Below are 24,885 nucleotides of genomic sequence, written 5' to 3'. Positions count from 1 at the left end.
CATGGACGAACGCGTGATCGGCAGGTCGGGCCAGTGGGCATCGGTGGTCGGCCTCGGCACATGGCAGCTGGGCGCCGACTGGGGCGCCGTGGACGACAAGGAGGCCCTGTCCGTCCTGGAGGCGGCGGCCGAGGCCGGGGTCACGTTCTTCGACACGGCGGACGTGTACGGCGACGGACGCAGCGAGGGCACCATCGCCTCGTTCCTGCGCGGCCGCCCCGATCTGCACGTGCTCGTGGCCACCAAGATGGGCCGCCGGGTCGAGCAGGTCCCCGAGAACTACGTGCTCGACAACTTCCGCGCCTGGAACGACCGCTCGCGGCGCAACCTCGGCGTCGACCGCATCGATCTGGTGCAGCTGCACTGCCCGCCCACCCCCGTCTACTCCTCCGACGCGGTGTTCGACGCCCTGGACACCCTGGTCGAGGAGGAGCGTGTCGCGGCGTACGGGGTGAGCGTGGAGACCTGTGCCGAGGCGCTCACCGCGATCGCCCGGCCGAACGTGGCGAGCGTGCAGATCATTCTCAACCCGTTCCGCATGAAGCCCCTGTACGAGGTGCTGCCCGCCGCCCGCGCGGCCGGCGTCGGCATCATCGCGCGCGTACCCCTCGCCTCCGGGCTGCTGTCGGGCAAGTACACGAAGGACACGGTGTTCGCGGCCGACGACCACCGCACCTTCAACCGCCACGGCGAGGCCTTCGACCAGGGGGAGACCTTCTCCGGCGTCGACTACGAGACCGGCGTCGAGGCCGCCGCCGAGTTCGCCGCGCTCACCCCGGAGGGGTACACCCCGGCCCAGCTGGCACTGCGCTGGATCATCGAGCAGGACGGTGTGACCACCGTGATCCCCGGCGCCCGCAGCCCGGAGCAGGCCCGCGCCAACGCCGCCGCGGCCAAGCTGCCGCCGCTGCCGCGCGAGACGTCCACCGCGATCCGCGAGCTGTACGACCGCCGGATCAAGGACCAGGTCGAGCACCGCTGGTAGCCGCGGGCACGCGGACCGTTTGAAGGGACGGCCGGGCGGTTACACGCAACCGCATGACGGAGGCAGGACGGCGCAGAGGCCGGAACGAGACCGAGGAGGAGCGGGCCGACCGGATGTGGGGCGAGCTCATCCAGGAGGTCCGGGTGGCCCAGACGGGGGTGCAGATCCTCTTCGGGTTCCTGCTGACCGTGGTCTTCCAGCCGAAGTACGCGCGGCTCACCGACACCGACCAGGCCATCTACATCGTGACCGTCGTGCTGGGCGCGTGCGCGACCGGCGCCCTCATCGGGCCGGTGTCCCTGCACCGCCTGGTCTCCGGGCGCCGGGTCAAGCCGCAGGCGGTACGGCTGGCGTCCCGGATGACCTTCGTCGGCCTGGTCCTGCTGCTCGCCACGATGACGTCGTCCCTGTTGCTGATCCTCCGGGTGGCGACCCACGACAGCTATGTGCCGTACCTGGTGACGGCCGTCGTCCTCTGGTACCTGCTGTGCTGGTACGGCCTGCCGCTGTGGGCCCGCCGCCGGCACACGTCCCGGACGGACGACTAGGACCGCCGGTCCGGCAGGGCCGCCAGCTGCCGGTCGTGCACCCTGCCGAGCAGCAGCACGGACAGCACCGCCCCGATCAGCGCGCAGCACATGTCCCACTGGGTGTCCCACACATCGCCCTGGGTGGCGAGGAACGCGTCCGCGCCGTGCCCGCCGATCTCGGCCGCCAGCCACTCCAGCAGCTCGAAGCAGGCGCTGAAGGCCAGGCAGGCGCACACGGTGAGCGGCGCCAGCCAGCGGCTGCCGCGCAACGGCGAGGTACGGCTGAGCAGTTCGCGCACCAGCACGGCCGGGACGAAGCCCTGCACCAAATGGCCGAAGCGGTCGTACGGATTGCGGTCCAGGCCGAGGGTGTCGCGCACCCAGTCGCCCACCGGCACCTCGGCATAGGTGTAGTGGCCGCCGAGCGCGAGGACCAGCGCGTGCACGGTCAGCAGTCCGCACAGCAGCCCCGTCAGCGGGAAACGCCGCCAGGTCAGGACCGCCAGCGGCAGGCCCACCAGCGCCCACACCGTCTCCAGGAACCAGGTGGCGCGGTCGCGTGCGCCCCACGCCGACACGGCCAGCCCCGCGGCCACGACGCAGGCGAAGAGGGCGGGTGGCACGCGGCGCGGCGCGCGGAGCGGGGCGGGGTGCACTGCGGTCACGGCGGGCTCCTTGCCTGAGGACGGCCTCGGGTGTCGTAGGAGCCCCATCGTGCGGCCCGCGCGCACCGCGGGCATGAGTACGGCTACTCAGCCGTGGAGAGGATCTCCGCCAGCAGCTCGTCCGCCGGGAAGCGTTCCCGCCCCACCGGGACGACCTTGTGCGTCTCGCGCAGGAACGCGGCGACCGCGGGCGCCCAGGCGAACACCACCGCGTGGTGCCGGCCGCCGTCCGGCCGGGTGTCCCCGAGGAACTCCAGACGCAGCTCGTGCCAGAGTCCGGTGGCCTCCGGCCGCATCCGCACGTCGCCGACCCCGACCGGGCGGGTCAGCCCCTCGCTCAGCATCTGCCGGTCCAGCCGCCAGCAGGCCAGCACCCGGCCGTCATGGGCGAAGACGGCGGTGACGGCGAACGGGTCGTCGGCGTCGTAGCTGAGGTGGGCCAGCACCGGACACCGGCCGGTGCCCTGTGCGAGAAGCTGCACCACCAGGGTCTTGTGCACGAACGGGTTCACGCGGGGGCCTCCGGCAACAATCGGCGTAGGGCCCTCTAGTACCCCCGAAGCGCCCGGGATGCTCACCCAAGTGACTGATTCCCCTGTGCGGCGCACGCCACAGTGCCGGACCGCGGGCCGTCAGGCGAAAGCCTCCCGCAGCGCGGGCAGCAGGGTCTTCGCCGACCAGTCCAGGAACTCCGGCTGGGAGTCCCCGCCGATCTGCACCAGGGCGACCTCCCCGAATCCGGCCTCCGCGTAGGGCCGTACGGCCTCCACGAAGGCGTCGGGGTCGTCACCGCACGGGATGGCGGAGGCGACGTCGTCCTCGGTGACGAACTGGGTCGCGGCCTCGAAGGAGTCCGGGTGGGGCAGTTCGGCGTTCACCTTCCAGCCCAGTCCGAACCAGCGGAACTGGGAGTGGGCGCGCTTGACCGCCGTGTCCCGGTCGGGGTCGTAGCACACCGGCAGCTGGCCCACCCGGGGCTTGCCGCTGCCGCCGTGCCGGTCGAAGGCCTCCAGCAGGCCCGCCTTCGGCTCGGTCGCGATCACCAGGTCGGCGAGGTGCCCGGCGAGCTTGCAGGACTGCTCGCCGGAGACGGCGATGCCGATCGGCGGCGCCGGCTCGGGCAGGTCCCACAGCCGGGCCGACTCCACGTCGTAGTGCTGCCCGTGATGGGTGACATGGCCGCCCTCGAACAGCGCGCGGATGATCCGCACCGCCTCCTCCAGCATCTCGTGGCGGACGTCGACCGGCGGCCAGCCGCCGCCCACGACATGCTCGTTGAGGTTCTCGCCGGCGCCGAGGCCGAGCCGGAACCTGCCCTCCGACAGCAGCTGGACGGTCGCGGCCTTCTGCGCCACGATCGCCGGGTGGTAGCGCAGGATGGGGCAGGTGACGTAGGTCATCAGGGGGATCCGCGAGGTGGCCTGAGCGGCGGCGCCCAGCACGCTCCACGCGTACGAGGAGTGCCCCTGCGAGCGCAGCCACGGGAAGTAGTGGTCGGAGATCACCGAGAAGTCGAAGCCGGCCTCCTCCGCGCGCACCACGTGGTCCACCAGATCCCGGGGACCCGTCTGCTCGGTCATCATCGTGTATCCGAATTGCACCATAAGGAGCGAGTCCCCGGCTCGGCGGCCGGAAAACGGCCCACCGGCACAGCTCAGCCCTTCGGCGGCCGGAACGTCGCCAGGAACGTCTTCAGCGCCAGCCGGTTGGCCGTGTCGCCCCAGGTCGCGGCCGGGGTGGTGAAGCGCAGGGAGAAACCCCGCGTCCCGCCGAGCAGGAAGCCCCGCCCGAAGGTGTGCGTCCGCGCGTCCCCGGACCCCGCGAGCCACTCCAGGTCGGCGGCCCTGCGCCCCTGGTAGGTGGCGGCCCGGACGGCACCCACCCGGCGGTAGCCGGGCAGCCGGGCCAGTTGGGGCTCGACCTCGTCGCGCCAGACGGCGACCGGGTCGGGGCCCACCCGCTCGCTGTAGGTGACGGCGAGGGTGGGCGAGTCGCCGCCCCGGCCGAAGGTGACGCGGTAGGCGAGGTCGGACACCCGGGAGGTGGCCAGCCGCTTCCAGCCCTCGGGCAGCGCCACGGAGAACCCCTCGGGGGCGCTGTACCGGCGGTAGCCGGCCGGCAGGGCGGAGGAGGCCGGGGCGCTCGGGGTGGCGGCCGGCGCGGAGGCGGTCGGGGTCCGGCCGTCGGTGTGCCGGGCGCCGGGGGTGGCCGGGGCGCCGGCCCGGGACGGTGCCGTGTCCGTGCCGGGCAGCGCGTCGGTCGCGGCCAGCACCGCCACGGCCACCGCGATCACCGCCAGCGTCGCGCCGACCGCCGGCAGCCGTGCGCTCCGCAGCCGCCCGGCCGGCCGTACGCCCCGGTAGGCGCCGCGCAGCCGGGGCGCGGGGGCCGGCTCGTGGTCCGCGTCGGTGTCCTCGCTCAGCGCCCGGGTCAGTGCCTCCCGGACCACCGGCCGGGTCAGCCGCTCCCGCGCGTTCTTGCGCAGCAGCCCCTGCACGGCCTGGGTGAGCGGGCCGGCCCGCAGCGGGGTGCGCAGCGGCAACCGGTCCACCGCCTTCAGCGTGGCGTCGGGCCGGCCGCGGTCGCGGAACGGCGGCCGGCCCTCGACCATCGTGTACAGCAGCGCGCCCAGCGCCCACAGGTCGGCGGCCGGGCCGATGCGCTCGTCACGCGCCTGCTCCGGGGAGGCGTACGACGGTGCCGTGAGCCGCGGGACCAGGGTCGCGCCCGCCAGACCGAACCCGGTGACGACGACCGGGCCGTCGTCCCGCACGAAGACCTGACAGGGGCTCAGCTCCCCGTGGGTGATGCCCTCGTCGTGCGCGGCCTGCAGCACGTCCAGCAGCTCCAGGCCGAGCCGGGCCGCGCGCACCGGGTGGAACGCGCCCTCCTCGGCGAGGAGTTCGCCGAGCGGCGTACCGTCGATCCACTCGGTGACCGTCCACAGGGTGCCCGCCTCCACCACGGCGTCGACGACCGCGGCGACCTGGCCCGGGCGCAGCAGCCGCATGGTCTGCGACGTGCGGACGACCCGGGCGGTGACGCGGCGCGCGGTGTCCTCGGTGTCGGGTTCCGGCAGAGCCGTCTGCGCCAGCAGGCGGGGCTGTTGCGCGGTCACGTCCTCGGCGTACCACCACAGGCGGTTCGTCTCGCGGGCGAACACCTCCAGGAGCCGGTACCGGCCGGCGACCAACTCGTGTGCGGAGACGTGCGCCTCGACCATGGTCATCCCTCGCTGAACCCCTGCCTCGTCTTTCCCAGAGGTACGAGGGGCGCGCGGGGGTGCGTTCAAAGAATCCTCAACTCATGCCGCTATTTGCCTTTCATTCAAACGTTCGAGGGTGCCTGTGCGGGGGATGGCCGCCCCGGCTCACAGCAGTCCGAAGCGGCCGGCCCAGCCGGTGAGTTCGCCGGGCGCGGTGTTGCCGCCGCACACCACGAGCCCGATCCGGGCGCCGGCGCCGGCCCGCTCCACGACCTGCCGGGCCGCCGGCAGCAGACAGCCCGCGGCCGGCTCGGCCCACACCTTGGCGTGCTCGGCGAGGTCCAGGCAGCCCTGCACCGCGTCCCGGTCCGGGACCACCAGGACCTCCTCGACCAGCGCGGACACATGGTCGTACGTCAGCTGCGAGACCGAGGGCGCGCTCAACGTGGTGACCAGGGACGACAGCGGCACCGGGACCGGACCGCCGGCGGCGAGCGCCCCGGACATCGCCTCGGCGCCCGCGGTCTCCACGCCCCACACGCGCACCCCGGGCCGCCGGGCGCGCAGGGCCGCCGCGACACCGGCGATCAGACCGCCGCCGCCGACGCTGACGACGACATCGGTCAGCTCCCCGGCGTCGTCGGCCAGCTCCAGCCCCACCGTGCCCTGTCCGGCGATCACCACCGAGTCGTCGAACGGGTGGACCAGGGTCAGACCCTCGTCCCGCAGCCGGGTCACCATCCGGAAGGCGCTGTCCATGCCGTCCGTCAGCCGCACCGACGCCCCGGCGTCCTCGGCGAGCGCGATGGAGCGGGCGGGCGCGGTGCGCGGCATCACCACGGTCGCCTTGACATCGAGAGCCGCCGCCATCACCGCGAGCGCGATCCCGTGGTTGCCGCCGCTGACCGCGACCACTCCCGCCGCCCGCTCGGCCTCGCCGAGCGACAGCAGCTTGGCGCTGGCCCCGCGGGCCTTGAACGAGCCGGTGCGCTGGAGCAGTTCGAGCTTGGCGGTGACCGGCACGCCGAGCAGTGCGCTCAGGCCGGGGCTCGGGACCGTCGGCGTCCGGACGACGTGTCCGGCGATCCGCTGTGCGGCGGTCTCGATGTCCGAGAGGTCGATCACGGTGTTCCACCTTTCCGGCCCGGGTAGGGAACCGCGCCGCCCGCACCTTGGCCTGCCGGGACGCCCTCGGTCAACGCCGTTTCCGATCACGGCTACAGCGCGCGGCCCACCAGCAGGTCCAGCAAGCCCGTCAGCTCCCCGGCGGCCCCGGTGGCCAGGGGCGCGGCGGTGAGCAGCTCCCGCGCGGCGGCCGTGTGGGCACGGGCCTCGGCCAGGGCCGCCGTACGGCCCCCCGTCGCCTCAATCAGTGCGGCGGCCTCCTCGGCGTGCTCGGCGGACCCGAGCAGTGCGGGCAGGTGCCGGGCCGCCGGGGAGCCGAGCGCGGCCAGCACCGGGAACGTCTTCTTCCCTTCCCGCAGATCGCCGCCGACGGGCTTGCCGGTGACGGCCGGATCGCCCCAGATGCCGAGCACGTCGTCGACCAGCTGGAAGGCGACCCCGAGGTGCCGGCCGGCCCGGTCCAGGGCGGTGACCGTGTCCCGGGGCGCGCCGCCGAGCGTGGCGCCCAACGCCACGGCGCAGCCCAGCAGCGCGCCGGTCTTGCCCTCGGCCATCGCCTCGTACTCCCGGGCGGTCACCCGCTCCGGGCCGGTCCAGGGCCGGGTGGCGAACAGCAGGTCGTCGGCCTGCCCGCGCACCAGGTCGGCGAGGGCGGCCGAGAGCAGCCGTACCGTGCCGGGTTCCCCGGGCGAGGCGGCGAGGGTCTCCACCGCCAGCGCGAACAGGGCGTCCCCGGCCAGCACCGCCGGACCCGTGCCGTACGCCTGCCAGACGGCGGGGCGGCTGCGCCGGGTCGCGTCGCCGTCCATGATGTCGTCGTGCAGCAGCGAGAAGGCGTGCACCAGCTCCACGGCGACCGCAGCCGGGACACCGGCCCGGCCGTCGGCGCCCGCCGCCTCGGCGCCGAGCACCGCGAGCGCCTGCCGTACGCCCTTGCCGCCCGGCGCGCCGGCGGGCGCCCCGCCGACCTCGCACCAGCCGAAGGAGTACGCGGCCATCTCGGCCACCCAGGGGTGCAGCCGTCCCACCGCCGCCCGCAGCTCCGGCCGTACCAGCTCGCGGCACCGGGCGAGGACGTGCCGGGCGGACTCCCGCACCGGCGAGCCGAGCGCCGTCACCGTACGGCCTCCGCGTCGAGCCCGAACTCCCGCTGGGCCCGGGCCACCATCTCCCGTGCGTGCCGCAGCCCGCTGCGCTCCAGCGTCCGGGCCAGATCGGCGAGTTCGGCGGCGGTCTCGGCCCGGTCGCGGCCCAGCCGGGCGAGGGACTTGGCGAGGCCCAGCCGGGACAGCGCCTCGCCGCGGGGCTCGCTCATCGTCCGGAACTCCGTCAGCGCCAGCTCGTAGCGTTCGCGGGCCTCGGTGTAACGGCCGGCCCGGTACAGGACGTTGCCCTGCATCTTGTGGTTGTAGGCGAGCGCGCTGGAGAGGTTCATCTCCCGGCAGGTCTGCTCCGCCTCGGCCAGCAGCTCCAGCGCCCGCTCGGTCGCGCCGTCGCGCACCGACAGCACGTCCGCGAGCCCGCGCAGGGCCCAGGCGTGACCGCGCCGGTCGTCGGCCCGGCCGGCTATCTCCGCCGCCTCCTGGAACAGGTCGAACGCCCGGTCGTAGTCGCCGGTGTTGCGGTGCATCTGGGCGATGCCCTCCAGGGCCCACACCGTGTGCCGGGCCTCGCCCCGCTTGCGGGCCTCGGCCAGCAACTGCTCGTGCAGCCGGCCGACGGCCGCGTAGTCGCCCTGGATCCGGCCGGTCTCGGCGAGGCCGGCCAGCGAGTAGCCGCGCACGACCACGTCCCCGCCGCGCTCGCCGAGTTCGGCCGCCAGCCCGAGCAGCCGCCAGGCCAGCGGGAACGCCCCGCGCTGCCGGGCCAGGGTGCCCCCGCTCCACAGCGCCCAGGCCATGGCGGCGGTGTCGCCGGCCTCGCGGGCGGTGCGGTAGCTCGCCTTCCAGGCCCGGTCGGCCTCGTCGACGTGGCCCAGCCGCCGGTGTGCCTCGGCGACGGCGAGCCCGCAGCGCGCCGCCTCGCCGGGGCGTCCGGCCCGCTCGGCCTCGCGCAGCCGCTCGGTGGCCTCGGCCAGCACGTCGACCAGCGAGGAGTTCACGGACAGGGTGGTCAGGGCGCCCTGGTACTCCGGGGCGAAAGCCTTGCCGTACATGCGTACCCTTCTATACACGGAGTGTATACATTTCGTGTATAGTGTCTCGGAAGTGTGCCCCGGCCCGAGGGGCCGGGGCCCGGTCTGTCGTCGGTCAAGACGCCGGTACGGCGGCGGGGGTTGCCCGTGCGATGTGGATCACACGGAACGCTCAGTGCTGCTGGGTCTTCTGGGGCGTCAGCTCGCTCGGCCGGACCACCACGTATCCCTCGCCCTGGAGCATCAGCTGCACGGCCTCGCCCGAACCACCGCGCAGCATCGAGCCGATGGACTGCGAGCGGTGCAGCGAGGTCTGCAGGTGCGCGGTCCAGCCCACCACCGCGTCGGTGTCGACGTACACCGGCGCCTGCGCGGACACCGGTATGACCAGCGGGTTGCCCTCGCAGACCAGGCCGAGCCGGCCCTGCCCGCTGAACACGCTGTTGAACAGGCCGCCGCCGGCGATGCCGGACCCCTTCACCGTCTTGATCTCGTACGCCAGCGAGGCGTCGAAACACAGGACGTTGCGGCCGTTGACGGTGAACTGGTCACCGGGCTCGACCTCGACGATGAAGCAGTTCTGCGCCTCGTGCGCGAACCAGGCCTCGCCCTGACCGCGCACCACCATGAGGGGCAGTCCCTCACCGGTGACCGCACGCTTGAGCATGCCGCCGACGCCCTGCCCCTTGCGCTCGAACCTGAGGCTGCCGCGGTAGGCGACCATCGCGCCCTGCCGGGCGTACATCTCGCCGTTCACCGCGTACTTGATGCACTTGGCGTTCTCGACGGACATGCCCGGCTCCACGGCCGGCTGCACCACGTGCTGACTGGAAAAGAGATCACCCTTCATGCGGGGCATGGTGTCCCGGACGGAGGCATTCCGCCAAGATCACGGACGGTACCGGTTCAGCCACCGAACAGCTGGGTCCAGTACGTGCCCGCCCGGCCGCCGCCGGAGAAGCCGACGCCGATGTGCGTGAACCGCCGTTCGAGGATGTTGGCGCGATGGCCGGGGCTGTTCATCCAGCCGTCCACGACCTCGGCGGGGGAGCGCTGGCCGCAGGCTATGTTCTCGCCGATCGTGCGCCGCCGGGAACCCGCGGCGGCGGCCCGGTCCCAGGGCCGGGCGCCGTCGGGGGAGGTGTGCGCGTAGAAGTCCCGGGCCACCATGTCGGCACAGTGCCCCTGGGCGGCGGCCGTCAGCAGCGGGTCGGCGGCCAGCGGGGGCAGCCCGGCCCGGCCGCGTTCGGCGTTGGTGAGGGCGACGACCTCGGCGGCCGTGCGCGTCAGGCCGTCCGGAGTGAGCGGGGCGGCCCACAGCGCGGTCCAGTACCGGTCGCCCCCGTCGGCGTGGGCCAGCACGGCGTGCCGGAAGGCCGGATCGAGCAGGGTGCGCCGCGCCCGGGCCGAACCCAGGCAGTGGTCCACGAACTCGGCGGGGGTGCGCGGCCCGGAGACGAGATGCTCGCCGACGGTCAGGTACGCGTAACCGGCGGCCGAGATCCGCCGGTACACCGGCACCCCGTCCCGCCCCTCCGCGCCGAGCCGCCCCGCGTCCGCCATGGCCCGGGCGTGCGCCCGCGCGGCGGAGTCCAGCCGCGGGTCCGGTACGACGGGCGGGGTACCGGCGCGGGAGCGGGCGGTGTTGACCAGGCGGGTGAAGTCGTCGGGGGCGGGGGAGCCTTCGGGGCGGACGGAGCGCTGTGGCGCGGGGCGGTGCGGGAGGCCGCGGGTGGGCGGCACCGCCGCCGGTGCCGCCGTCCGCCCCCCGTCGTCGGACACGTCCACCCCGAAGTCCCGGGCGAGGCCCGCCAGCCCGTCGGCGTACCCCTGCCCCAGCGCCCGCAGCTTCCAGCCGGTGCCGGCCCGGAGATACAGCTCGGCGAGGAGCAGCACGGTCACCGTGCCCGGCCGCGGCGGCGCGAACCCGGCCACCGGACGGCCCGTCTGGTCGGTGACGTCGAGCCGCGGCGCGGGCAGCCGGCCGAGCGGGGTGCCGGGCTCGGCCGCGCTGACCACGACCGTGACCCGGCAGGCACCGGCGCGCAGCCGGCCCGGATCGACGGCCAGCGTGTCCCCGCGCAGCCGGACACCGGGCGCCTCGGGCTGGTTGTAGAACACGAAGTCGGAGTCCCCGCCGACCTTCCCGTCGGCCCCGGTGACCAGGGCGGACACGTCGAAGGCACCGGCCACCCGCAGCCGTACCGCGCCGTGCGGCAGGGCCACGTTGCCCCCGGGAACGAGTTCGCCCATGCCCGGTACGACGCGGACCGGAGGCCGGCGGGTTCCCGGCGCGTCGGCTCCTGGGCGCGGGGCGCCCCGGTATGCGGCCGCGGCGCGCGGCGCCGCACGCCTCCACGCGCCGCACCCGGGCACGCCGCCCGCTACTGCTTACCGCAGAACGCCGACTCCAGCGCCCCCGCCAGCGTGTCGAGCACCTTGCCGTTGTTCGACGTGTTGGCCACGGCCGTGAGACTCCGCCCGCCGTCCTTCGTGCTGAACGCGTACGTGTAGTACCCCTGCACCGCCCCCGTGTGCCCGTACACCGACACCCCGCAGGTCAGGTCACGCCGTCGCAGCCCGAGCCCGTACGCCGTCGTGCTGTTCACCTTGGTGAACCGCTCCATCTCCGCCAGCCGTGCTGCGGACATCAGCTTTCCCTTGAGCAGCGCGCCGTAGAAGACGTCGAGGTCGTGCGCGCTGGAGATGAGCGCCCCCGCGCTCTGTGCCCAGGACACGGTCTGCGCGGTCGCGTCTACCAGCGGCGCGCCCGCCGTGTCCGGGGTGAGGTACCCGCGGGCGTACCGGCCCGGGATCGCGGTGTCCGGGTGGACGTAGAACGTGTCGGTCAGCTTCAGCGGCCCGATGATGCGGTTCTGGTACGCGGTCCCCACGGGCTGCCCGGTGAGCTTCTCGATGAGGAGCCCGGCGACGACGAAGTTGGTGTTGGAGTACGCGTAGGCGGCGCCCGGGGCGTTGGTGCGGGGCTTCTCCAGGGAGAGGGCGACCAGCTGGCGGTAGGTGAAGACCTTCTTCCGGACCGCCTCGAAGCCGGAGACGCTGTTGGCGAACATGTCGTTCGAGTAGTCGTACAACCCGCTGCGGTGGCTCAGCACGTGGCGGACCGTGATCCGGTCGTCGGGCAGCAGGCCCGGCAGGTAATGGTTGACCGGCTCGTCCAGTGCGAGCCGGTGCTCGTCGGCGAGCTGGAGCAGCACCACGGTCGAGAACGTCTTGGTGACGCTGCCGATCCGGAACCGGTCCTCGGTGCTGATGGGCCGTCCGGTGGTGCGGTCGGCGACACCGCGGGTGAGCCGGTACGTCGTGCCGTGGTCGTCGAGCCGGGCCAGCGCCCCCGGCGCCCCCTGGGCCACCGCCGACCGCAGCACCGCCGTCAGACCCGCGGTGTCCGGCGCCGGCAGCGCCGCGGCCGCCGGCGCGTCCGGGCCCCCGGTCGCCGCCTGCGCCGGGACCGCGAACAGCGACAGCGCGACCGCTCCGAGAACCGCTCCCCGCCCCACCGTTGCTGAGATCATCCCCTACCCACTCCCATCGGTCCGGTTTCTGATGCGATATCGGTCACATTCCGCCCTGGGAACCTAGGCGATCGAGGTGACGTCTCCACAGCCGACACACAGCTCGTCATCTCGTGATCACCCTGGGGTGGCCATTCGTAAAGGATTGCCCTAGAAACTCGCGAAATGGATCATTCCGGCTTTACGCGCCCATGACTGATCCGCAAGGGTGTGGGCCGGGGGGCGGACCAGCCCCCGTGGCGTGAACTGCGCCACGCATCAAGGCGGTTGGTCACCCCGGCCGCCTTCGAACGAAGGAACCCTGATCAGATTGCGTAGACCGCACATACGCACCGTGGCGGTTGCCGTCGCGGTGGCGACGGCTGCCACGGGCCTGGCCGGTACGGCCTTCGCGGGTCCCTCCACGGGGGTGGAGCGGTCCGCCGCCTCCGCCACGGACGCCACGCTGGTGGTGGAGGCGGCGCGCAGCGCGGCCTTCGCGCACGCCTCGGCGACCGGCGTGTCGAAGGGTGACGACCTGCACGCCCAGGACGTCATGATCGACCCCGAGGGCGCCCGCCACGTCCGCTTCGTCCGCACTCACAACGACCTGCCGGTGCTCGGGGGCGACCTCATCGTCCACCTCGACGGCAAGCTCGGCTACACGGGCGTGACCCGCGCCGCCGACCACGCCGTCAAGCCGGCCGCCGCCAAGGCCAAGCTGACCGCGGGCCAGGCCGCCGCCAAGGCCGCCAAGGCCGCGAAGGGCGACGCGGGCAGCGCCCAGCTCGTGGTGGACGCCCGCGACGGCGCCTCCGCGCTGGCCTACCAGGTCACCGTCACCGACAAGGACAGCTCCCGCACGGTCGTCGTGGACGCGGTCACCGGCAAGGTGCGCAGCAACACGCCGAACCGGGACGAGTTCCTGTCGCCGAAGCTGCTCGACGCCCTGCGCGACCGCGGCGAGACCATCGACCCGGCCACCGGCGTCGGCTCCGCCTCCACCACGTCCGGCCTCGTCGGCTCGGGCGCCACCGGTGCGGCGGCCTACCCGTCGGCCGCCAAGGGCACCGGCAAGACCCTCTTCGTGGGCACCGTCGGTCTGACCACCACGCAGACCTCGCGCGGCCACTACCTGCTCAAGGACCCGAACCGGTACGGCACCGAGACGCGGGACGCCAAGGGCTCGTACACGGAGAAGTTCAGCGCCGGTACGAAGTTCACCAACACCACCAACGTGTGGGGCAACGGCAAGACCACCAGCCGGGTCAGCGCCGCCGCCGACGCGCAGTACGGCATCACCAAGACGCTGGACTTCTACAAGTCCACGTTCAAGCGCAAGGGCATCGCCAACAACAGCAAGCCCGCGCAGGCGATGGTCCACTGGGGCAACAAGATCGCCAACGCCTTCTGGGACCCGACCTGCAACTGCATGCTGTACGGCGACGGCGACGGCCAGATGTTCAAGAAGCCGCTCGTCGTCCTCGACGTCACCGGTCACGAGCTGACCCACGGCGTCGTCGAGGCGACCGCCAACCTGCAGCCGACCTTCGTCGACTCCGACGGCAACCAGTACGGCGAGCCCGGCTCGCTGAACGAGTCGCTCGCGGACATCTTCGGCTCGAACGTCGAGTTCTACGCCAAGAACACGAAGGACACGCCGGACTACCTGGTCGGCGAGAAGCTGGGCCTCGCCCAGAAGTTCCTGCGCCGCCTGGACCACCCCTCGCTCGACAAGCTCGAGGGCACCATCGACTACTGGTCGTCGGACACCTACTACACCGAGGTGCACGCCGGTTCCGGTGTCTCGTCGCACGCCTACTACCTCCTCGCCGAGGGCAGCGGCAAGAAGACGATCAACGGCGTCAACTACAACTCGCCGACGTACCACAACATCACGGTCAAGGGCATCGGCCGCACCAAGGCGACGGCCATCTACTACCGTGCGCTCACCCGCTACATGGTCTCCACGACCGACTTCCACCAGGCGCGCATCGCGACGCTGAAGGCGGCCAAGGACCTGTACGGCGCGAACAGCACCGAGTACAAGACGGTCGACAGGTCGTGGACCGCGGTCAACGTCACGGCCGCCAACACGCCGAGGGCCCGTCACTGACGGACGCCCGGACACACCGCACCACCGGATGCCCCGCCCCGCGCGGGGCATCCGCATGTCCGGGGACGGGCGGGCCACCAGGCTCCGTAACAGCCGCTGTTTCTTTCGTTGACAGCGGAGCGGCGGCACCGACTACGCCCCGGACGCCGCCGCCCACTACCGCAACCCCGGCCTGGACTCCCAGGCGCCGGCCCGCACCGCCGCCCGGCACTCCCCGGACACCCTTCTGCGCACCCATGTCGCCGACCACCGCGCCCTGTTCGACCGGTTCGGCCTCTCCCTCGGCGCCTCCTCCGCCGAGCAATGCGCCATGGACATCTGGGAACGGATCCCAGGCGCGGTCCCGCGACGACGAACCCGTCCCGGAACCGGAGGCCGCCTACGTCCAGTTCGGCCGGTACCTGTTGATCGCCGGCTCCCGGGACAGCCTGCCGCTCGGCCTCCAGGGCCCCTGGCTCGACGGCAACGACCCGGACTGGATGGGCGACTACCACACCGACATCAACCTGCAGATGAACTACTGGATGGCCGACCGGGCCGGGCTCGCGCCCTGCTTCGACGCGTTCACCGACTACTGCGTGGCCCAGCTCCCCTCCTGGACCGACCTCACCCGCAGGCTCTTCGGCGACCCCCGCAACCGCTACCGCAACTCCAGCGGCAGGAACGCCGGCTGGACCCTCGCCATCTCCGCCAACCCCTTCGGCGGCGGAGACTGGTGGTGGCACCCGGCCGGCAACGCCTGGCTGTGCGCCTCCCTGTTCGAGCACTGGGAGAACACCCGCTCCCGCGCCCACCTGGAGAAGACCTACCCGCTGCTCAAGGGCGCCTGTGAGTTCTGGGAGGCCCGGCTGCTCACCACCACGCTGCCCGACAGCGGCCGCGAGGTGCTGATCGCCGACAGCGACTGGTCGCCCGAACAGGGCCCGCTGGACGCCAAGGGCATCACCTACGCCCAGGAACTGGTCCGGGCCCTCTTCGGCAACTACCGTACCGCAGCACGTGAGCTGGGCCGGGACGCCGGGTACGCGCGCACCGGCGGAGCCCTGCAGGACAGGCTCTACCTGCCCGTGGTGAGCCCCAAGACCGGCCGACTGGAGGAGTGGATGTCACCGGACGACCTCGGCGAGACCACCCACCGTCATCTCTCCCCGCCCGTCGGCCTGTCCCCCGGCGACCGTATCCGGCCCGACGGCACCACACCAGCAGACATCGTCGCCGGCGCCACCGCCCTGCTCATCGCGCGCGGCATGAACAGCTTCGGCTGGGCCAACGCACGGCGCGCCCTGTGCTGGGCCCGGCTGAAGAACGCCGACAAGGCCTACCAGCTCGTCGTCACCAACCTGCGCCCCTCCACCGGCGGCGGCAACGGCACCGCCCCCAACCTCTTCGACATCTACGAGATCGAGCGCGGCCGGGGCATCTTCCAAATCGACGCGAACCTCGGCACCCCGGCCGCCGTCGCCGAGATGCTGCTCTACTCCCGCCCAGGGCACCTGGAACTGCTGCCGGCCCTCCCGGGCGCCTGGGCCGCCGCCGGTTCACTGACCGGGGCCGGGGCCCGCGGCAGCTTCGTCGTCGACCTGGAGTGGCGGGACGGGAAACCCACCGAGGTACGCACACGCAGCATCGGCGGCACCACCACCTCCGTCGGACACGCGGGGACGTTCCGCACGGTCCGCGTCCGCCCCGGAGAGACCGTCACGCCCCGGGACCTCGCCCGGTGAGCGCCCGGTTCGGACGCTTACGGCGCGTCCTCGCCGTCCTGCTCACCGCCGTGGCCTGCCAGTCCCCGCCCGCCGTACGGGCCGCCGCGCCGCCCGGGCCGGCTGCGCGCGCCTCCGGCGTGGTCACCTGGGCGGCGAGCGCCGACCGCATGGGCGAGGGCACGGCCGGCCAGGGCTACCGGCTCGTCGTCCACACCAGCGTCGGCGGCAGCGACCTGCGCGTCCGCTTCACCAACGCCTTCGGCGACCGGCCGCTGACCCTGGACGGCGTGTACGCCGGACTGCGCGCCCGGGGCGCCGCCCTGCGACCGGGCAGCAACAGGCCGCTCACCTTCGGCGGCGCCCGCACGGTCACGGTCCCGGCCGGCGCCGTCGCCTGGAGCGACCCGCTGCCCGGCCGGATCCCGGCCGGTACCGACCTGGTCGTCAGCCTGCACACCCCGGACGCGGCCGGCCCGGCCACCGGCCACTGGATGGCGATGCAGACCTCGTACACCGGCCGGGGCGGGCACACCGCCGAGGAGAGCGGCGCGAACTGGACGCAGACCACCGGGTCCTGGTGGTACATCGACTCCGTCGCCGTACGGCCCTCCCGGGCGGCCCGCGGTGCCGTGGTCGCGCTCGGCGACTCCATCACCGACGGCTGGCACTCCACCACCGACCTCGACCGCCGCTGGCCCGACTACCTCGCCCGGCGCCTGCACGCGGCCGGCGCGCCCGTCCAGGGCGTCGCCGACGAGGGCATCTCGGGCAACCAGGTCCTCGCGGACGGCGCCGGACAGGCCGCGCTGCACCGGCTGGACCGGGACGTCCTCTCCCAGCCCGGGGTGCGCACCGTGTTCCTCTTCGAGGGCGTGAACGACATCAAGGCGCACACCGGCGTCACCGCCGCCGAGCTCGTCGACGGCTACCGGGAGATCGCCCGGCGGGCCCACGCGGCGGGCGTGTGCGTGGTCGCCGCCACCGTCGCACCGTTCAAGGGCTGGCCGGAATGGGACCCGGCCGCCGAAGCCGTACGACAGGAGGTGAACCGGTTCCTGCGCGGCAGCCCGGACTTCGACGCCGTCACCGACTTCGACCGCGTGCTGCGCAGCCCGTACGACCCCGAGCGGATCCTGCCGTTCTTCGACGGCGGCGACCATCTGCACCCCGACGACAAGGGCATGCAGGCCATGGCCGACGCCGTCGACCTGGACAGCCTCGACTGCGCCCGCTGAAGGCGAGCCGGCCGGGTCACCCCGACCCGGCCGGCTCCGGTGCGATCAGGCCCCGGCGGTAGGCCACCGCCACCGCCTCCGTACGGCTCGCGGCGCCCAGCTTGGCCAGGATGTTGGACACGTGCACGCTAGCCGTCTTCCCGGTGATGAACAGCTCCTCGCCGATCTGCCGGTTGCTGCGGCCCCGCGCCAGCAGCCGCAGCACGTCCCGCTCCCGCGCGGTCAGCGGAGCCGGGTCGGCGGGGGAGGGCCCGGCCCCGAAGCGGGCCCGGCGGACCAGCGTGTCGACGTCCTCCAGCAGCGGCGCCGCGCCCAGCGCGGCCGCCGTCTCCCGGGCCAGCCGCGCCTGCTCCGCCGCCTCCGCCCGCCGCTCCACGGCCAGCAGCGCCCGCGCGTACCGCAGCCGGCACCGCGCCTGCTCGTAGCCGTCGCCGTACCCGAACGCGGCGACCGCCTCCGCCCAGGCCGCCGGATCCGGCCCGGACACCACCGTCGCCCACTCCGCCTCGGCACGGGCCAGCCAGGCCCGGCCCTCCGGGCCCTGCGCGCGCCCCGACTCGTCCCGACCGGCCGTGACCCGCGCCAGCTCCACCAGTTCGGCCGCGCGGTCCGTCCAGCCGGCCGGGTCCGACCCGGTGCCGCCCGCGCGGCGCGGCTCCGAAACCCGGTCGGCGACCGCCGCCAGACACAGCGCGGCCAGCCGGACCGCGACACCCGGCCGCTTCGACGTACCGCCACCGAGGGCCGTGACCGTCTCCCGCAACCGCGCGACGGCTCCCTCCGCGTCGCCGTCCCGTGCGGCCGCGTCGGTGAGCACGATGCCGGCGACCAGCGTGCCCATCCAGTCGAACGGCCCCTCCAGCAGCCCCCGGGCGCGTTCCACCGCGCTCTCCTCGCCGCGGGCCAGCGCCACGTACAGGGCGGGACCGACCGCGAAGGCGCCGCCCGCCCCGGGCAGTCCCGGCGCGGCCTCGGCCGCCGCGCGCAGGCACTCGTCCCAGCGGCCCAGCGTGTACAGGACCAGCAGCTGCAGGTAGCGGATCTCCAGCGGATACACCGAGGACAGCAGCCCGGCCCGGCGGGCCCGGTCCAGGCCGTCGGCCAGCACCGGCAGGCACTCCGTCAGATCACCGGCCTCGAAGGCACCCATCGCCAGGTGGAACAGCGCGCGCGTCTCCACCCGCGCGTTCCCGGCGGCGCGGGCCAGATCCCGGGCCCGCCGCAGCCGCTCCCGGCCCTCCGGGCAGCGCCGGCCACTGCCCTCGGTGACCGCCAGGGAGATCAGCAGATCGGCCTGGGCGCCGGTCACGCCCAGCTCCTCGGCGACCCGCAGGGCCTGCCGGCCGACCCGCAGCGCGGTCGCGTCCTCGCCGATCTGGCGGGCCGCCGCGACATGCGTGGCCGCCGCCCACACCCACGTCCGCGACGGCGGATCGGCGGGGATCATCGCCAGCGCCTCGCTGCTGTAGCGGAACGCCGCCGTCAGGCGGTCCACGGTCAGCAGGTTCTCGGCCAGCGTGTAGCGGACCCGGGCGGCCAGTTCGCCGTCGGTGTCCTGGCCGACCCCGGCGAGCGCCGCCCGGGTCAGCGCGACCGCGCGGTGGAACTCGCCGGCGTGCGCCGCGGCGGCCGAGGCGCGCAGGGTCAGGGTGACCCGGTCCAGGCCCTCCCCGGCGGGCCGGGCGGGCGCGGGCACCGACGGCCACAGGTCGAGGGCGGTCTCCAGGTGCCGCAGCTCCTCGGCGGGGGCGCCGAGCCGCCGGGCGTGGTCGGCGGCCTCCAGACAGGCCCCGAGCGCCGCGGGCAGGTCGTGGCTCTCCCGGGAGTGGTGGGCGCGCTCCGCCGCGGTCTCCGGGGCCCGGCCGCCGGCCGCGAGCAGCCGGGCGTACGCGCCGTGCAGCCGGGACCGCTCGCCTGGCAGCAGGTCGGCGTAGACCGCCTCGCGCGTGAGGGCGTGCCGGAAGGTGTAGGTGCCGTCGTCCCCGGGGAGCAGCAGCTGGCGTCCGACGGCCTCCCGCAGGGCCGCCTCCAGTTCCTCCTCGGGCAGCCCGGCCGCCTCGCGCAGCAGCGCGTGCCGTACCCGCCGCCCGGCCACGGCGGCGGTCCGCAGCACCTGCTGGGCGGTCTCGGACAACTGCTCGACCCGGATGAGCAGCAGGTCGGCGAGCCCGCTGGGCACCCCGCACGAGCCTGCGCCGGCCGCGAGCAGCTCCTGCGCGTAGAACGCGTTGCCCTCCGCGCGGGCGACGATGCCGTGCACGACGGCGTCGGGCAGCGGGCGGTCCTCCAGCGCCCGCACCAGCCGGGCGACCTCGGGGTCGGGCAGGGGCCGCAGCTCCAGGCGCTCCACGGCCGGCAGCCGGACCAGTTCGGCGAGCAGGGGCCGCAGCGGGTGGCGGCGGTGCAGGTCGTCGGCGCGGTAGGAGGCGAGGATCACCAGCCGCCGCTCCGGGGCACCGCCCGGCCGGTGCGGCGCGCCCCGGCTGAGCAGGAAGCGCAGCAGGTCCCGGGAGGACTGGTCGGCCCAGTGCAGGTCCTCCAGCACGAGCAGCAGCGGGGCCACCGCGGCCAGTTCGGCCAGCAGCCCGGCGACGTCCTCGAAGAGCCGGAGCCGCCCGTCCGGACCGCCGGCCGCGTCCGGCCCGGCGCCCAGCAGCCGGTCCGCCGCCGGATGCGCGGCCAGTACGGCGGTGAACCGCTCGTCGGCGGCGAGCACGCCGAGGATCTCGGTGAACGGCAGATACGGCAGGCCGACGTCCCCGAGGTCCACGCAGTGCCCGGTGACCACGGTCGTCCCCGCCCGCGCCGCCCGCCCGGCCACCTCGTCCAGCAGCCGTGTCTTGCCGACTCCGGCGTCCCCGGCGAGCAGCACCGCCCCCGCGGCTCCGCGCCGGGCACGCTCCAGCACGCCCGTGAGCCGGGCCAGTTCCTCGTCCCGGCCGATCAGCGGCGCTGTGGTGAAGGCGGTATGCGACACCGCCTCATCCTGCCACGCGCCACCGACAACGCCGCCGCCCCCGCCGACGACAGCCCCGCCGGCACCGGGGACCGTGCCGCCCGCCGCGGCCTCAACGCAGCGTCTGCGCCCAGTCGTCCGGCACCCGGCCCGCCGGACCCGGTGCCGGCTGGTCGGCGGGATGCCCGGCCGGGGGAGCGAGCTCGGGCCCGGAGGCGTACAACTCCTCGGTGGCGTAGTTCCAGAACCAGCCCTCGCCCGGTTCGAAGCTGCGGATCACAGGGTGCCCGGTGGCCCGGTAGTGGGCGGTGGCGTGCTTCGCGGGGGAGTCGTCGCAGCAGCCGATGTGCCCGCACTGCGCGCACCGGCGCAGGTGGAACCACCAGCCGCCCGCCGCTTCGCACTCCACGCAGCCCGTGCCGCTGGGCGGGACGCTGGGGTCGATTCCTTCGATGTCGGTCATACCGGCTCCTCGTCGGGCGTCTCGGCGGTCAGGGGCAGCAGCACCTGGAAGCGGGTGTCGCCCGGCACGGACTCGACCCGCAGGCTGCCGTGGTGCTTGTTGACTACGATGCGCCACGAGATGTCCAGGCCGAGCCCGGTGCCCTCGCCGACCGGCTTGGTGGTGAAGAACGGGTCGAAGATCCGGTCCTGGATCTCCGGTGGCACGCCGGGACCGGTGTCCCGGAACTCCACCAGCAGCCGCTCGTGGTCGAGGGCCGTCCGCACGGTCAGCGTGCCCTGGCCGCCCGCGCCGTTCATGGCCGAGACGGCGTTGTCGACGAGGTTGGTCCACACCTGGTTCAGCTCCGCCGGGTAGGCGGGCACCGGCGGGAGCCCACGGTCGTACTCCTTGACGACCTCGATGCCCGGCCCGATCTTCCCGGAGAGCATCAGCAGCGTGCTGTCGAGGAGTTCGTGCACGTCCACCACCCGGTACGGGGCCCGGTCCAGCTGCGAGTACTGCTTGGCCGCGTCGACCAGGTGCGAGATGCGGGTGGTGGAGTCCTCGATCTCGTTCATCAACAGCTCGGTCTCGACGGTGTAGTTGAGCCAGGCGACCGCCTTCGGCAGGATCTCCTCGCCCACCGCCGCCGCGACCTGCTCCAGCCAGTCCACGTCGAGTCCGGCCTGCACGAAGGTGGGCGCCACCTGCCAGCCCTGTTCGAAGCCGTGGTCCTCCAGCCAGTCGCTGAGCGTGTCCTCCCGGTCGCTGGCCTCCAGCGGGCTGAGCACCGGGGCCTTCGCCACCCGCTCCGCGGTCCGCTCCTGGATCTCGATCAGGCTGGACAGGCAGTCGCGGGAGAAGGGGCCCTCGGCGATCAGGCCGAGCTTGTGCCGCATCTTCGCGACCCGCTCCCGCAGGGTCGCGGTGGCCCGCACCGCCGCCGCCGCGGGGTTGTTCAGCTCGTGCGTGAGCCCCGCCGACAACGTGCCCAGCGCCAGCAGCCGTTCCCGCTGTCCGATCATCGCCTGGGTGTTCTTCGCCCCGAAGAACAGCCCTTCCAGCAGGTGCACGGCCATCGGGAACCACTCCTGCATGACGTCCGCGAAGACGTCGGCCGGCAGCACGAAGAACCGCGTCGGCTCGGTGACCCGCATGGAGTTGTTGTAGACCTGCCGCACCCGGTCCCCGAGGTACGCCTGCATCGCGCCCGCGTACACCCCGGGCTGCGAGGTCCGGATCACCTCCACGTCGTCACCGCCGACCCGGCGGGACAGCACGACCGTGCCCTCGATCATCACGAAGAAGCAGGTGGCCGGGTCACCCTCGGTGTACACCGGTCCGGGCTGGAACAGCTCCACCCGGCCCTGGGCGCACAGCCGGCCCAACTGCTCGGCGCTGAGCTTCTCGAAGAGGAACAGCGAGCCGATCTCCTGCGGGCTGCACGCCACGATCTGCCCGCTCATGACTGCTCCAGATACCGGTGGACGAGCATGACGGCCATGGCTCCCTCTCCGACGGCGGACGCGACGCGCTTGGCGGACTCGGCGCGCGCGTCACCCGCCACGAACACGCCGGGAATGCTGGTCTCCAGGTGGTACGGCGGCCGGTCCAGCTCCCAGCCGGCCGGCGGCCGTCCGTCGGCGGTCAGATCGGGGCCGGCCAGGATGAACCCGCGCTCGTCGCGCAGCACCGAATCGCCCAGCCAGTCGGTCAGCGGGGCCGCCCCGATGAACACGAACATCCACTGGGCGTCCACCTGTTCGGTCTCCCCGGTCACCGTGTTGCGGAGCGTCAGCCGCTCCAGGTGCTCGGAGCCGTGGGCCTGCTCGACGACCGTGTGGCAGCGCACCGAGATGTTCGGGGCCTCGCCGATCTGCTGGATCAGATAGTGCGACATGGACGCCGACAGGTCCGGGCCGCGCACCAGCAGCGTCACCGACTTCGAGCCCCGGGACAGGTACATCGCCGCCTGGCCGGCGGAGTTGGCGCCGCCGACGATGTACACGTCCTGGCCCTGGCAGGAGGAGGCCTCGCTCAGCGCCGAGCCGTAGAACACCCCGCACCCGGTCAGGTCGGTGCAGCCGTCGGCCTCCAGCTGCCGGTACTGCACCCCGGTCGCGAGGATCACGCTGTGCGCGGCGATCGCCGAGCCGTCCGCGAACCGTACGACCCGTGCCGCGCCGTTGACCTCGAGTCCCGTCACCTCGCGGGCGGTCAGCATCTCGGCGCCGAACTTGGTGGCCTGCCGGCGCGCCCGGTCGGTGAGCTGGGCGCCGGAGACCCCGTCGGGGAAGCCGAGGTAGTTCTCGATCCGGGAGCTCTGCCCGGCCTGTCCGCCGGTCGCCGACCGCTCCACCAGCACGGTCCGCAGTCCCTCGGAGGCGCCGTACACGGCCGCGCCGAGCCCGGCCGGACCGCCGCCGATCACGACGAGGTCGTAGAAGTCGGCCGTCGGTGTCGTCGCCAGGCCCACGCGCGCGGCCAGCTCCGGGGCCTCCGGCTCGACCAGGACCGTGCAGTCCGGGGTGATCACCAGCGGCAGCCGCTGTCCGTCCTGCCCGGCCGCCGCCAGCAGCCGCTGCCCCTCCGGCTCCTCCACCGAGTACCAGCGGTACGGCACCTGGTTGCGGGCCAGGAACTCCCGTACGTCCGAGGAACGCGCGGACCAGCGGTGTCCCACGACCTTCGTGCTGGGCACCGGCTTGTAGGCGCTGTGGCGCCACGCGTCCAGCAGATCGTCCAGGACCGGGTAGAGCTTCTCCTCCGGCGGGTCCCAGGGCTTGAGCAGATAGTGGTCCAGGTCGACCACGTTGATCGCGTCGATCGCCGCGTTGGTGTCCGCGTAGGCGGTCAGCAGCACCCGCCGCGCCCCCGGATACACGTCGAGGGCCTGCTCCAGGAACTCGATGCCGTTCATCTGCGGCATCCGGTAGTCGGCCAGGATCACCGCCACCAGGTCCCCGCGGAGCTTCAGCTCGCGCAGCGCCTCCAGCGCGGACTCGCCGGACTCCGCGCGCACGATCCGGTACGACTCGCCGTAGCGCCGCCTCAGGTCGCGGGCGACGGCACGGGAGACCCCCGGGTCGTCGTCCACGGTCAGGATGACGGTCCGCGCGGTCTCGGCGGCCTGTGCCATACGTCTCCCCACCCGGGTGTCGGATCCCCCGGCCGGTGTCGTGGGGACCACCGCGCGGGTTCCAGGCCATCGTATGTTCGGCGCGTCGGGTTGCGCTTGTCCGACGGGGACCGGTACTTGCCCCACCGCGGCCACCGGGCGCGCCCGCTCCCCGGGAAACCGGTGCGAGGGCTCGTGGGAGCGATCATGATGACGGTGTTCGCCGGTGCCCGGCAGCGGGCACCGGTGCCCTGAGGACGCGACGACGAGGAGAGCACGGATGACACGCCCGATCACGGCAGGGGTGGACGGCACGGAGGAGAGTCTGGCCGCGCTGGACTGGGCGGCCCGGGAGGCCGTGCGCCGGGGTCTGCCACTGCGCGTGGTGCACGCCTGGCGGTACGCCGAGGCGCTCGCCACCGCCGACCGGGACACCCAGCACGGGTGGGTGTCGGAGGGGGTGACGGAGGCCGTGCGCGCCGTCTCCGGGCGGCATCCGGGGCTGACGGTGACCACCGACGTGGTCGAGGGCGCTGCCGCGCACGCCCTGGCCGGGGCGGCGGCCGGGGCCGAGATGCTCGTGCTCGGTTCGCGCGGGCACGGACCCGTCGTCGGGTTCCTGCTGGGCTCGGTCGGCCAGCAGGTGATCGCGGAGGCGACCCGGCCCGTCGTCCTGGTGCGGGCCGGGGACAAGCCCGCGGCGGAGGCGTCCGGCCGGGACGTGGTCGTCGGCCAGCACGGCGGCCCCGAGGACAGCGCGGCGGCGCTGCGGTTCGCGTTCGAGACGGCGGCGGCCCGCGGCGCGGCCGTCACCGCCGTCCGTGCCTGGACGCTGCCGCCGGTCTTCGCCTACAGCCCCGGTTCGCTCAAGCTGCTCGATGACGCGGGCGGTCTCGAACCGTACGAGAAGCAGGCGCTGGGCGAGGCCCTCCAGCCCTGGCGCGAGCGGTTCCCGCAGGTGCCCGTCACCGAGCACGTCGAGATGGGCAGCGCCGGACAGGTGCTGTTGTCGATGGCCGGCCGGGCCCAGCTGATGGTCGTCGGGCGCCGGGCCCGCCGCACGGCGGTCGGTGCCCGGATCGGCTCGGTGGCGCACGGGGTGCTGCACCACGCGGAGTGCCCGGTGGCCGTCGTCCCGCACGAGTGAGCT

19 protein-coding genes and 1 pseudogene are annotated in these 24,885 nt (G+C 73.9%); 6 read left to right on the top strand and 14 right to left on the bottom strand.

The window, feature by feature from the left end; all coding sequences use genetic code 11:
- The first annotated feature begins 1 nt into the window (after nt 1).
- Nucleotides 2–985: an aldo/keto reductase gene (locus S1361_RS03205; protein WP_208030325.1), complete on the top strand. Its 984-nt coding sequence runs from the start codon at nt 2–4 to the stop codon at nt 983–985.
- A gap of 53 nt (nt 986–1,038) precedes the next feature.
- Nucleotides 1,039–1,533 carry a DUF6328 family protein gene (locus tag S1361_RS03200; RefSeq protein ID WP_208030324.1) on the top strand — a complete coding sequence of 165 codons (495 nt, stop codon included), beginning with the start codon at nt 1,039–1,041 and terminating at the stop codon, nt 1,531–1,533.
- On the opposite strand, the gene S1361_RS03195 is transcribed toward S1361_RS03200, so the two are convergent.
- The 10 genes from S1361_RS03195 to S1361_RS03150 form a co-directional block, all read right to left on the bottom strand.
- A complete protein-coding gene (locus tag S1361_RS03195) occupies nt 1,530–2,138 on the bottom strand; it encodes a DUF2238 domain-containing protein (protein WP_208036419.1) in 609 nt (202 codons plus the stop codon). The two genes, S1361_RS03200 and S1361_RS03195, sit on opposite strands and share 4 nt — an antisense overlap.
- A gap of 125 nt (nt 2,139–2,263) precedes the next feature.
- On the bottom strand, nt 2,264–2,692 hold the full coding sequence (locus S1361_RS03190) for an SsgA family sporulation/cell division regulator (RefSeq protein ID WP_208030323.1): 429 nt from the start codon (nt 2,690–2,692) through the stop codon (nt 2,264–2,266).
- Nucleotides 2,693–2,812: 120 nt separating this feature from the next.
- The gene (locus S1361_RS03185) at nt 2,813–3,784 is read right to left on the bottom strand and encodes an LLM class F420-dependent oxidoreductase (RefSeq protein WP_208030322.1); all 972 of its coding nucleotides are present in this window, start codon (nt 3,782–3,784) and stop codon (nt 2,813–2,815) included.
- Nucleotides 3,785–3,834: 50 nt separating this feature from the next.
- Nucleotides 3,835–5,409, bottom strand: a complete 1,575-nt coding sequence (locus tag S1361_RS03180; RefSeq protein ID WP_208030321.1) for a serine/threonine protein kinase — start codon at nt 5,407–5,409, stop codon at nt 3,835–3,837.
- A 141-nt stretch (nt 5,410–5,550) separates the two neighbouring features.
- Nucleotides 5,551–6,510, bottom strand: coding sequence for a threonine/serine dehydratase family protein (locus tag S1361_RS03175; protein WP_208030320.1), 960 nt, complete (start codon nt 6,508–6,510; stop codon nt 5,551–5,553).
- A gap of 92 nt (nt 6,511–6,602) precedes the next feature.
- Nucleotides 6,603–7,628 (bottom strand): polyprenyl synthetase family protein, encoded by a 1,026-nt coding sequence (locus S1361_RS03170; RefSeq protein ID WP_208030319.1) that lies wholly within the window; start codon nt 7,626–7,628, stop codon nt 6,603–6,605.
- Nucleotides 7,625–8,665 carry a tetratricopeptide repeat protein gene (locus tag S1361_RS03165; RefSeq protein WP_208030318.1) on the bottom strand — a complete coding sequence of 347 codons (1,041 nt, stop codon included), beginning with the start codon at nt 8,663–8,665 and terminating at the stop codon, nt 7,625–7,627. Before S1361_RS03165 ends, S1361_RS03170 begins: the two co-directional genes overlap by 4 nt.
- Nucleotides 8,666–8,816: 151 nt before the next feature.
- Nucleotides 8,817–9,494 carry an AIM24 family protein gene (locus tag S1361_RS03160; RefSeq protein WP_208030317.1) on the bottom strand — a complete coding sequence of 226 codons (678 nt, stop codon included), beginning with the start codon at nt 9,492–9,494 and terminating at the stop codon, nt 8,817–8,819.
- 56 nt (nt 9,495–9,550) lie between these two features.
- Nucleotides 9,551–10,897 carry a CAP domain-containing protein gene (locus S1361_RS03155; protein ID WP_208030316.1) on the bottom strand — a complete coding sequence of 449 codons (1,347 nt, stop codon included), beginning with the start codon at nt 10,895–10,897 and terminating at the stop codon, nt 9,551–9,553.
- 131 nt (nt 10,898–11,028) lie between these two features.
- Nucleotides 11,029–12,180, bottom strand: a complete 1,152-nt coding sequence (locus tag S1361_RS03150) for a serine hydrolase domain-containing protein (RefSeq protein ID WP_208030315.1) — start codon at nt 12,178–12,180, stop codon at nt 11,029–11,031.
- A 334-nt stretch (nt 12,181–12,514) separates the two neighbouring features.
- Here S1361_RS03150 and S1361_RS03145 point away from each other — a divergent pair, with 334 nt between their 5' ends.
- From S1361_RS03145 to S1361_RS03135, 3 genes and pseudogenes are all read left to right on the top strand, one after another.
- The gene (locus S1361_RS03145; protein WP_243769054.1) at nt 12,515–14,275 is read left to right on the top strand and encodes a M4 family metallopeptidase; all 1,761 of its coding nucleotides are present in this window, start codon (nt 12,515–12,517) and stop codon (nt 14,273–14,275) included.
- Nucleotides 14,276–14,393: 118 nt separating this feature from the next.
- A pseudogene (locus S1361_RS03140) lies at nt 14,394–15,999 on the top strand (glycosyl hydrolase family 95 catalytic domain-containing protein); the annotation flags it as partial.
- Complete coding sequence (locus tag S1361_RS03135) at nt 15,996–17,216, top strand: SGNH/GDSL hydrolase family protein (protein ID WP_208030313.1); 1,221 nt, start codon at nt 15,996–15,998, stop codon at nt 17,214–17,216. The pseudogene S1361_RS03140 and the gene S1361_RS03135, both read left to right, overlap by 4 nt.
- A gap of 16 nt (nt 17,217–17,232) precedes the next feature.
- Here S1361_RS03135 and S1361_RS03130 read toward each other — a convergent pair whose 3' ends face one another.
- The 4 genes from S1361_RS03130 to S1361_RS03115 all read right to left on the bottom strand — a co-directional run bounded on the left by S1361_RS03130 (nt 17,233) and on the right by S1361_RS03115 (nt 23,756).
- On the bottom strand, nt 17,233–20,193 hold the full coding sequence (locus tag S1361_RS03130) for a helix-turn-helix transcriptional regulator (protein ID WP_208030312.1): 2,961 nt from the start codon (nt 20,191–20,193) through the stop codon (nt 17,233–17,235).
- 91 nt (nt 20,194–20,284) lie between these two features.
- Complete coding sequence (locus tag S1361_RS03125; RefSeq protein ID WP_208030311.1) at nt 20,285–20,635, bottom strand: UBP-type zinc finger domain-containing protein; 351 nt, start codon at nt 20,633–20,635, stop codon at nt 20,285–20,287.
- Nucleotides 20,632–22,083 carry an ATP-binding protein gene (locus S1361_RS03120; RefSeq protein ID WP_208030310.1) on the bottom strand — a complete coding sequence of 484 codons (1,452 nt, stop codon included), beginning with the start codon at nt 22,081–22,083 and terminating at the stop codon, nt 20,632–20,634. The genes S1361_RS03125 and S1361_RS03120 overlap by 4 nt, the downstream gene beginning before the upstream one ends.
- Entirely contained in the window at nt 22,080–23,756 is a 1,677-nt protein-coding gene (locus tag S1361_RS03115) for an NAD(P)/FAD-dependent oxidoreductase (protein ID WP_208030309.1), read from the bottom strand. Before S1361_RS03115 ends, S1361_RS03120 begins: the two co-directional genes overlap by 4 nt.
- A 259-nt stretch (nt 23,757–24,015) precedes the next feature.
- Between S1361_RS03115 and S1361_RS03110 the strand changes: the two genes are divergently transcribed.
- Nucleotides 24,016–24,882, top strand: coding sequence for a universal stress protein (locus S1361_RS03110; protein ID WP_208030308.1), 867 nt, complete (start codon nt 24,016–24,018; stop codon nt 24,880–24,882).
- Nucleotides 24,883–24,885: the final 3 nt, after the last annotated feature.

Origin of the sequence: Streptomyces cyanogenus, from assembly GCF_017526105.1 — a bacterium.
In the GTDB taxonomy this organism is placed as follows: domain Bacteria; phylum Actinomycetota; class Actinomycetes; order Streptomycetales; family Streptomycetaceae; genus Streptomyces; species Streptomyces cyanogenus.
The sequence above is the reverse complement of the archived record's forward strand: the minus strand, read 5'-3'. Positions and strand labels throughout refer to the sequence as shown.

Excerpts from the sequence above, each read along its gene's own strand:
- S1361_RS03205 (WP_208030325.1), top strand. The coding sequence starts at position 2 with ATGGACGAACGCGTGATCGGCAGGTCGGGCCAGTGGGCATCGGTGGTC.
- S1361_RS03200 (WP_208030324.1), top strand. The coding sequence starts at position 1,039 with ATGACGGAGGCAGGACGGCGCAGAGGCCGGAACGAGACCGAGGAGGAG.
- S1361_RS03185 (WP_208030322.1), bottom strand. The coding sequence starts at position 3,784 with ATGGTGCAATTCGGATACACGATGATGACCGAGCAGACGGGTCCCCGG.
- S1361_RS03180 (WP_208030321.1), bottom strand. The coding sequence starts at position 5,409 with ATGACCATGGTCGAGGCGCACGTCTCCGCACACGAGTTGGTCGCCGGC.
- S1361_RS03165 (WP_208030318.1), bottom strand. The coding sequence starts at position 8,665 with ATGTACGGCAAGGCTTTCGCCCCGGAGTACCAGGGCGCCCTGACCACC.
- S1361_RS03160 (WP_208030317.1), bottom strand. The coding sequence starts at position 9,494 with ATGAAGGGTGATCTCTTTTCCAGTCAGCACGTGGTGCAGCCGGCCGTG.
- S1361_RS03155 (WP_208030316.1), bottom strand. The coding sequence starts at position 10,897 with ATGGGCGAACTCGTTCCCGGGGGCAACGTGGCCCTGCCGCACGGCGCG.
- S1361_RS03150 (WP_208030315.1), bottom strand. The coding sequence starts at position 12,180 with ATGATCTCAGCAACGGTGGGGCGGGGAGCGGTTCTCGGAGCGGTCGCG.
- S1361_RS03125 (WP_208030311.1), bottom strand. The coding sequence starts at position 20,635 with ATGACCGACATCGAAGGAATCGACCCCAGCGTCCCGCCCAGCGGCACG.
- S1361_RS03120 (WP_208030310.1), bottom strand. The coding sequence starts at position 22,083 with ATGAGCGGGCAGATCGTGGCGTGCAGCCCGCAGGAGATCGGCTCGCTG.
- S1361_RS03115 (WP_208030309.1), bottom strand. The coding sequence starts at position 23,756 with ATGGCACAGGCCGCCGAGACCGCGCGGACCGTCATCCTGACCGTGGAC.
- S1361_RS03110 (WP_208030308.1), top strand. The coding sequence starts at position 24,016 with ATGACACGCCCGATCACGGCAGGGGTGGACGGCACGGAGGAGAGTCTG.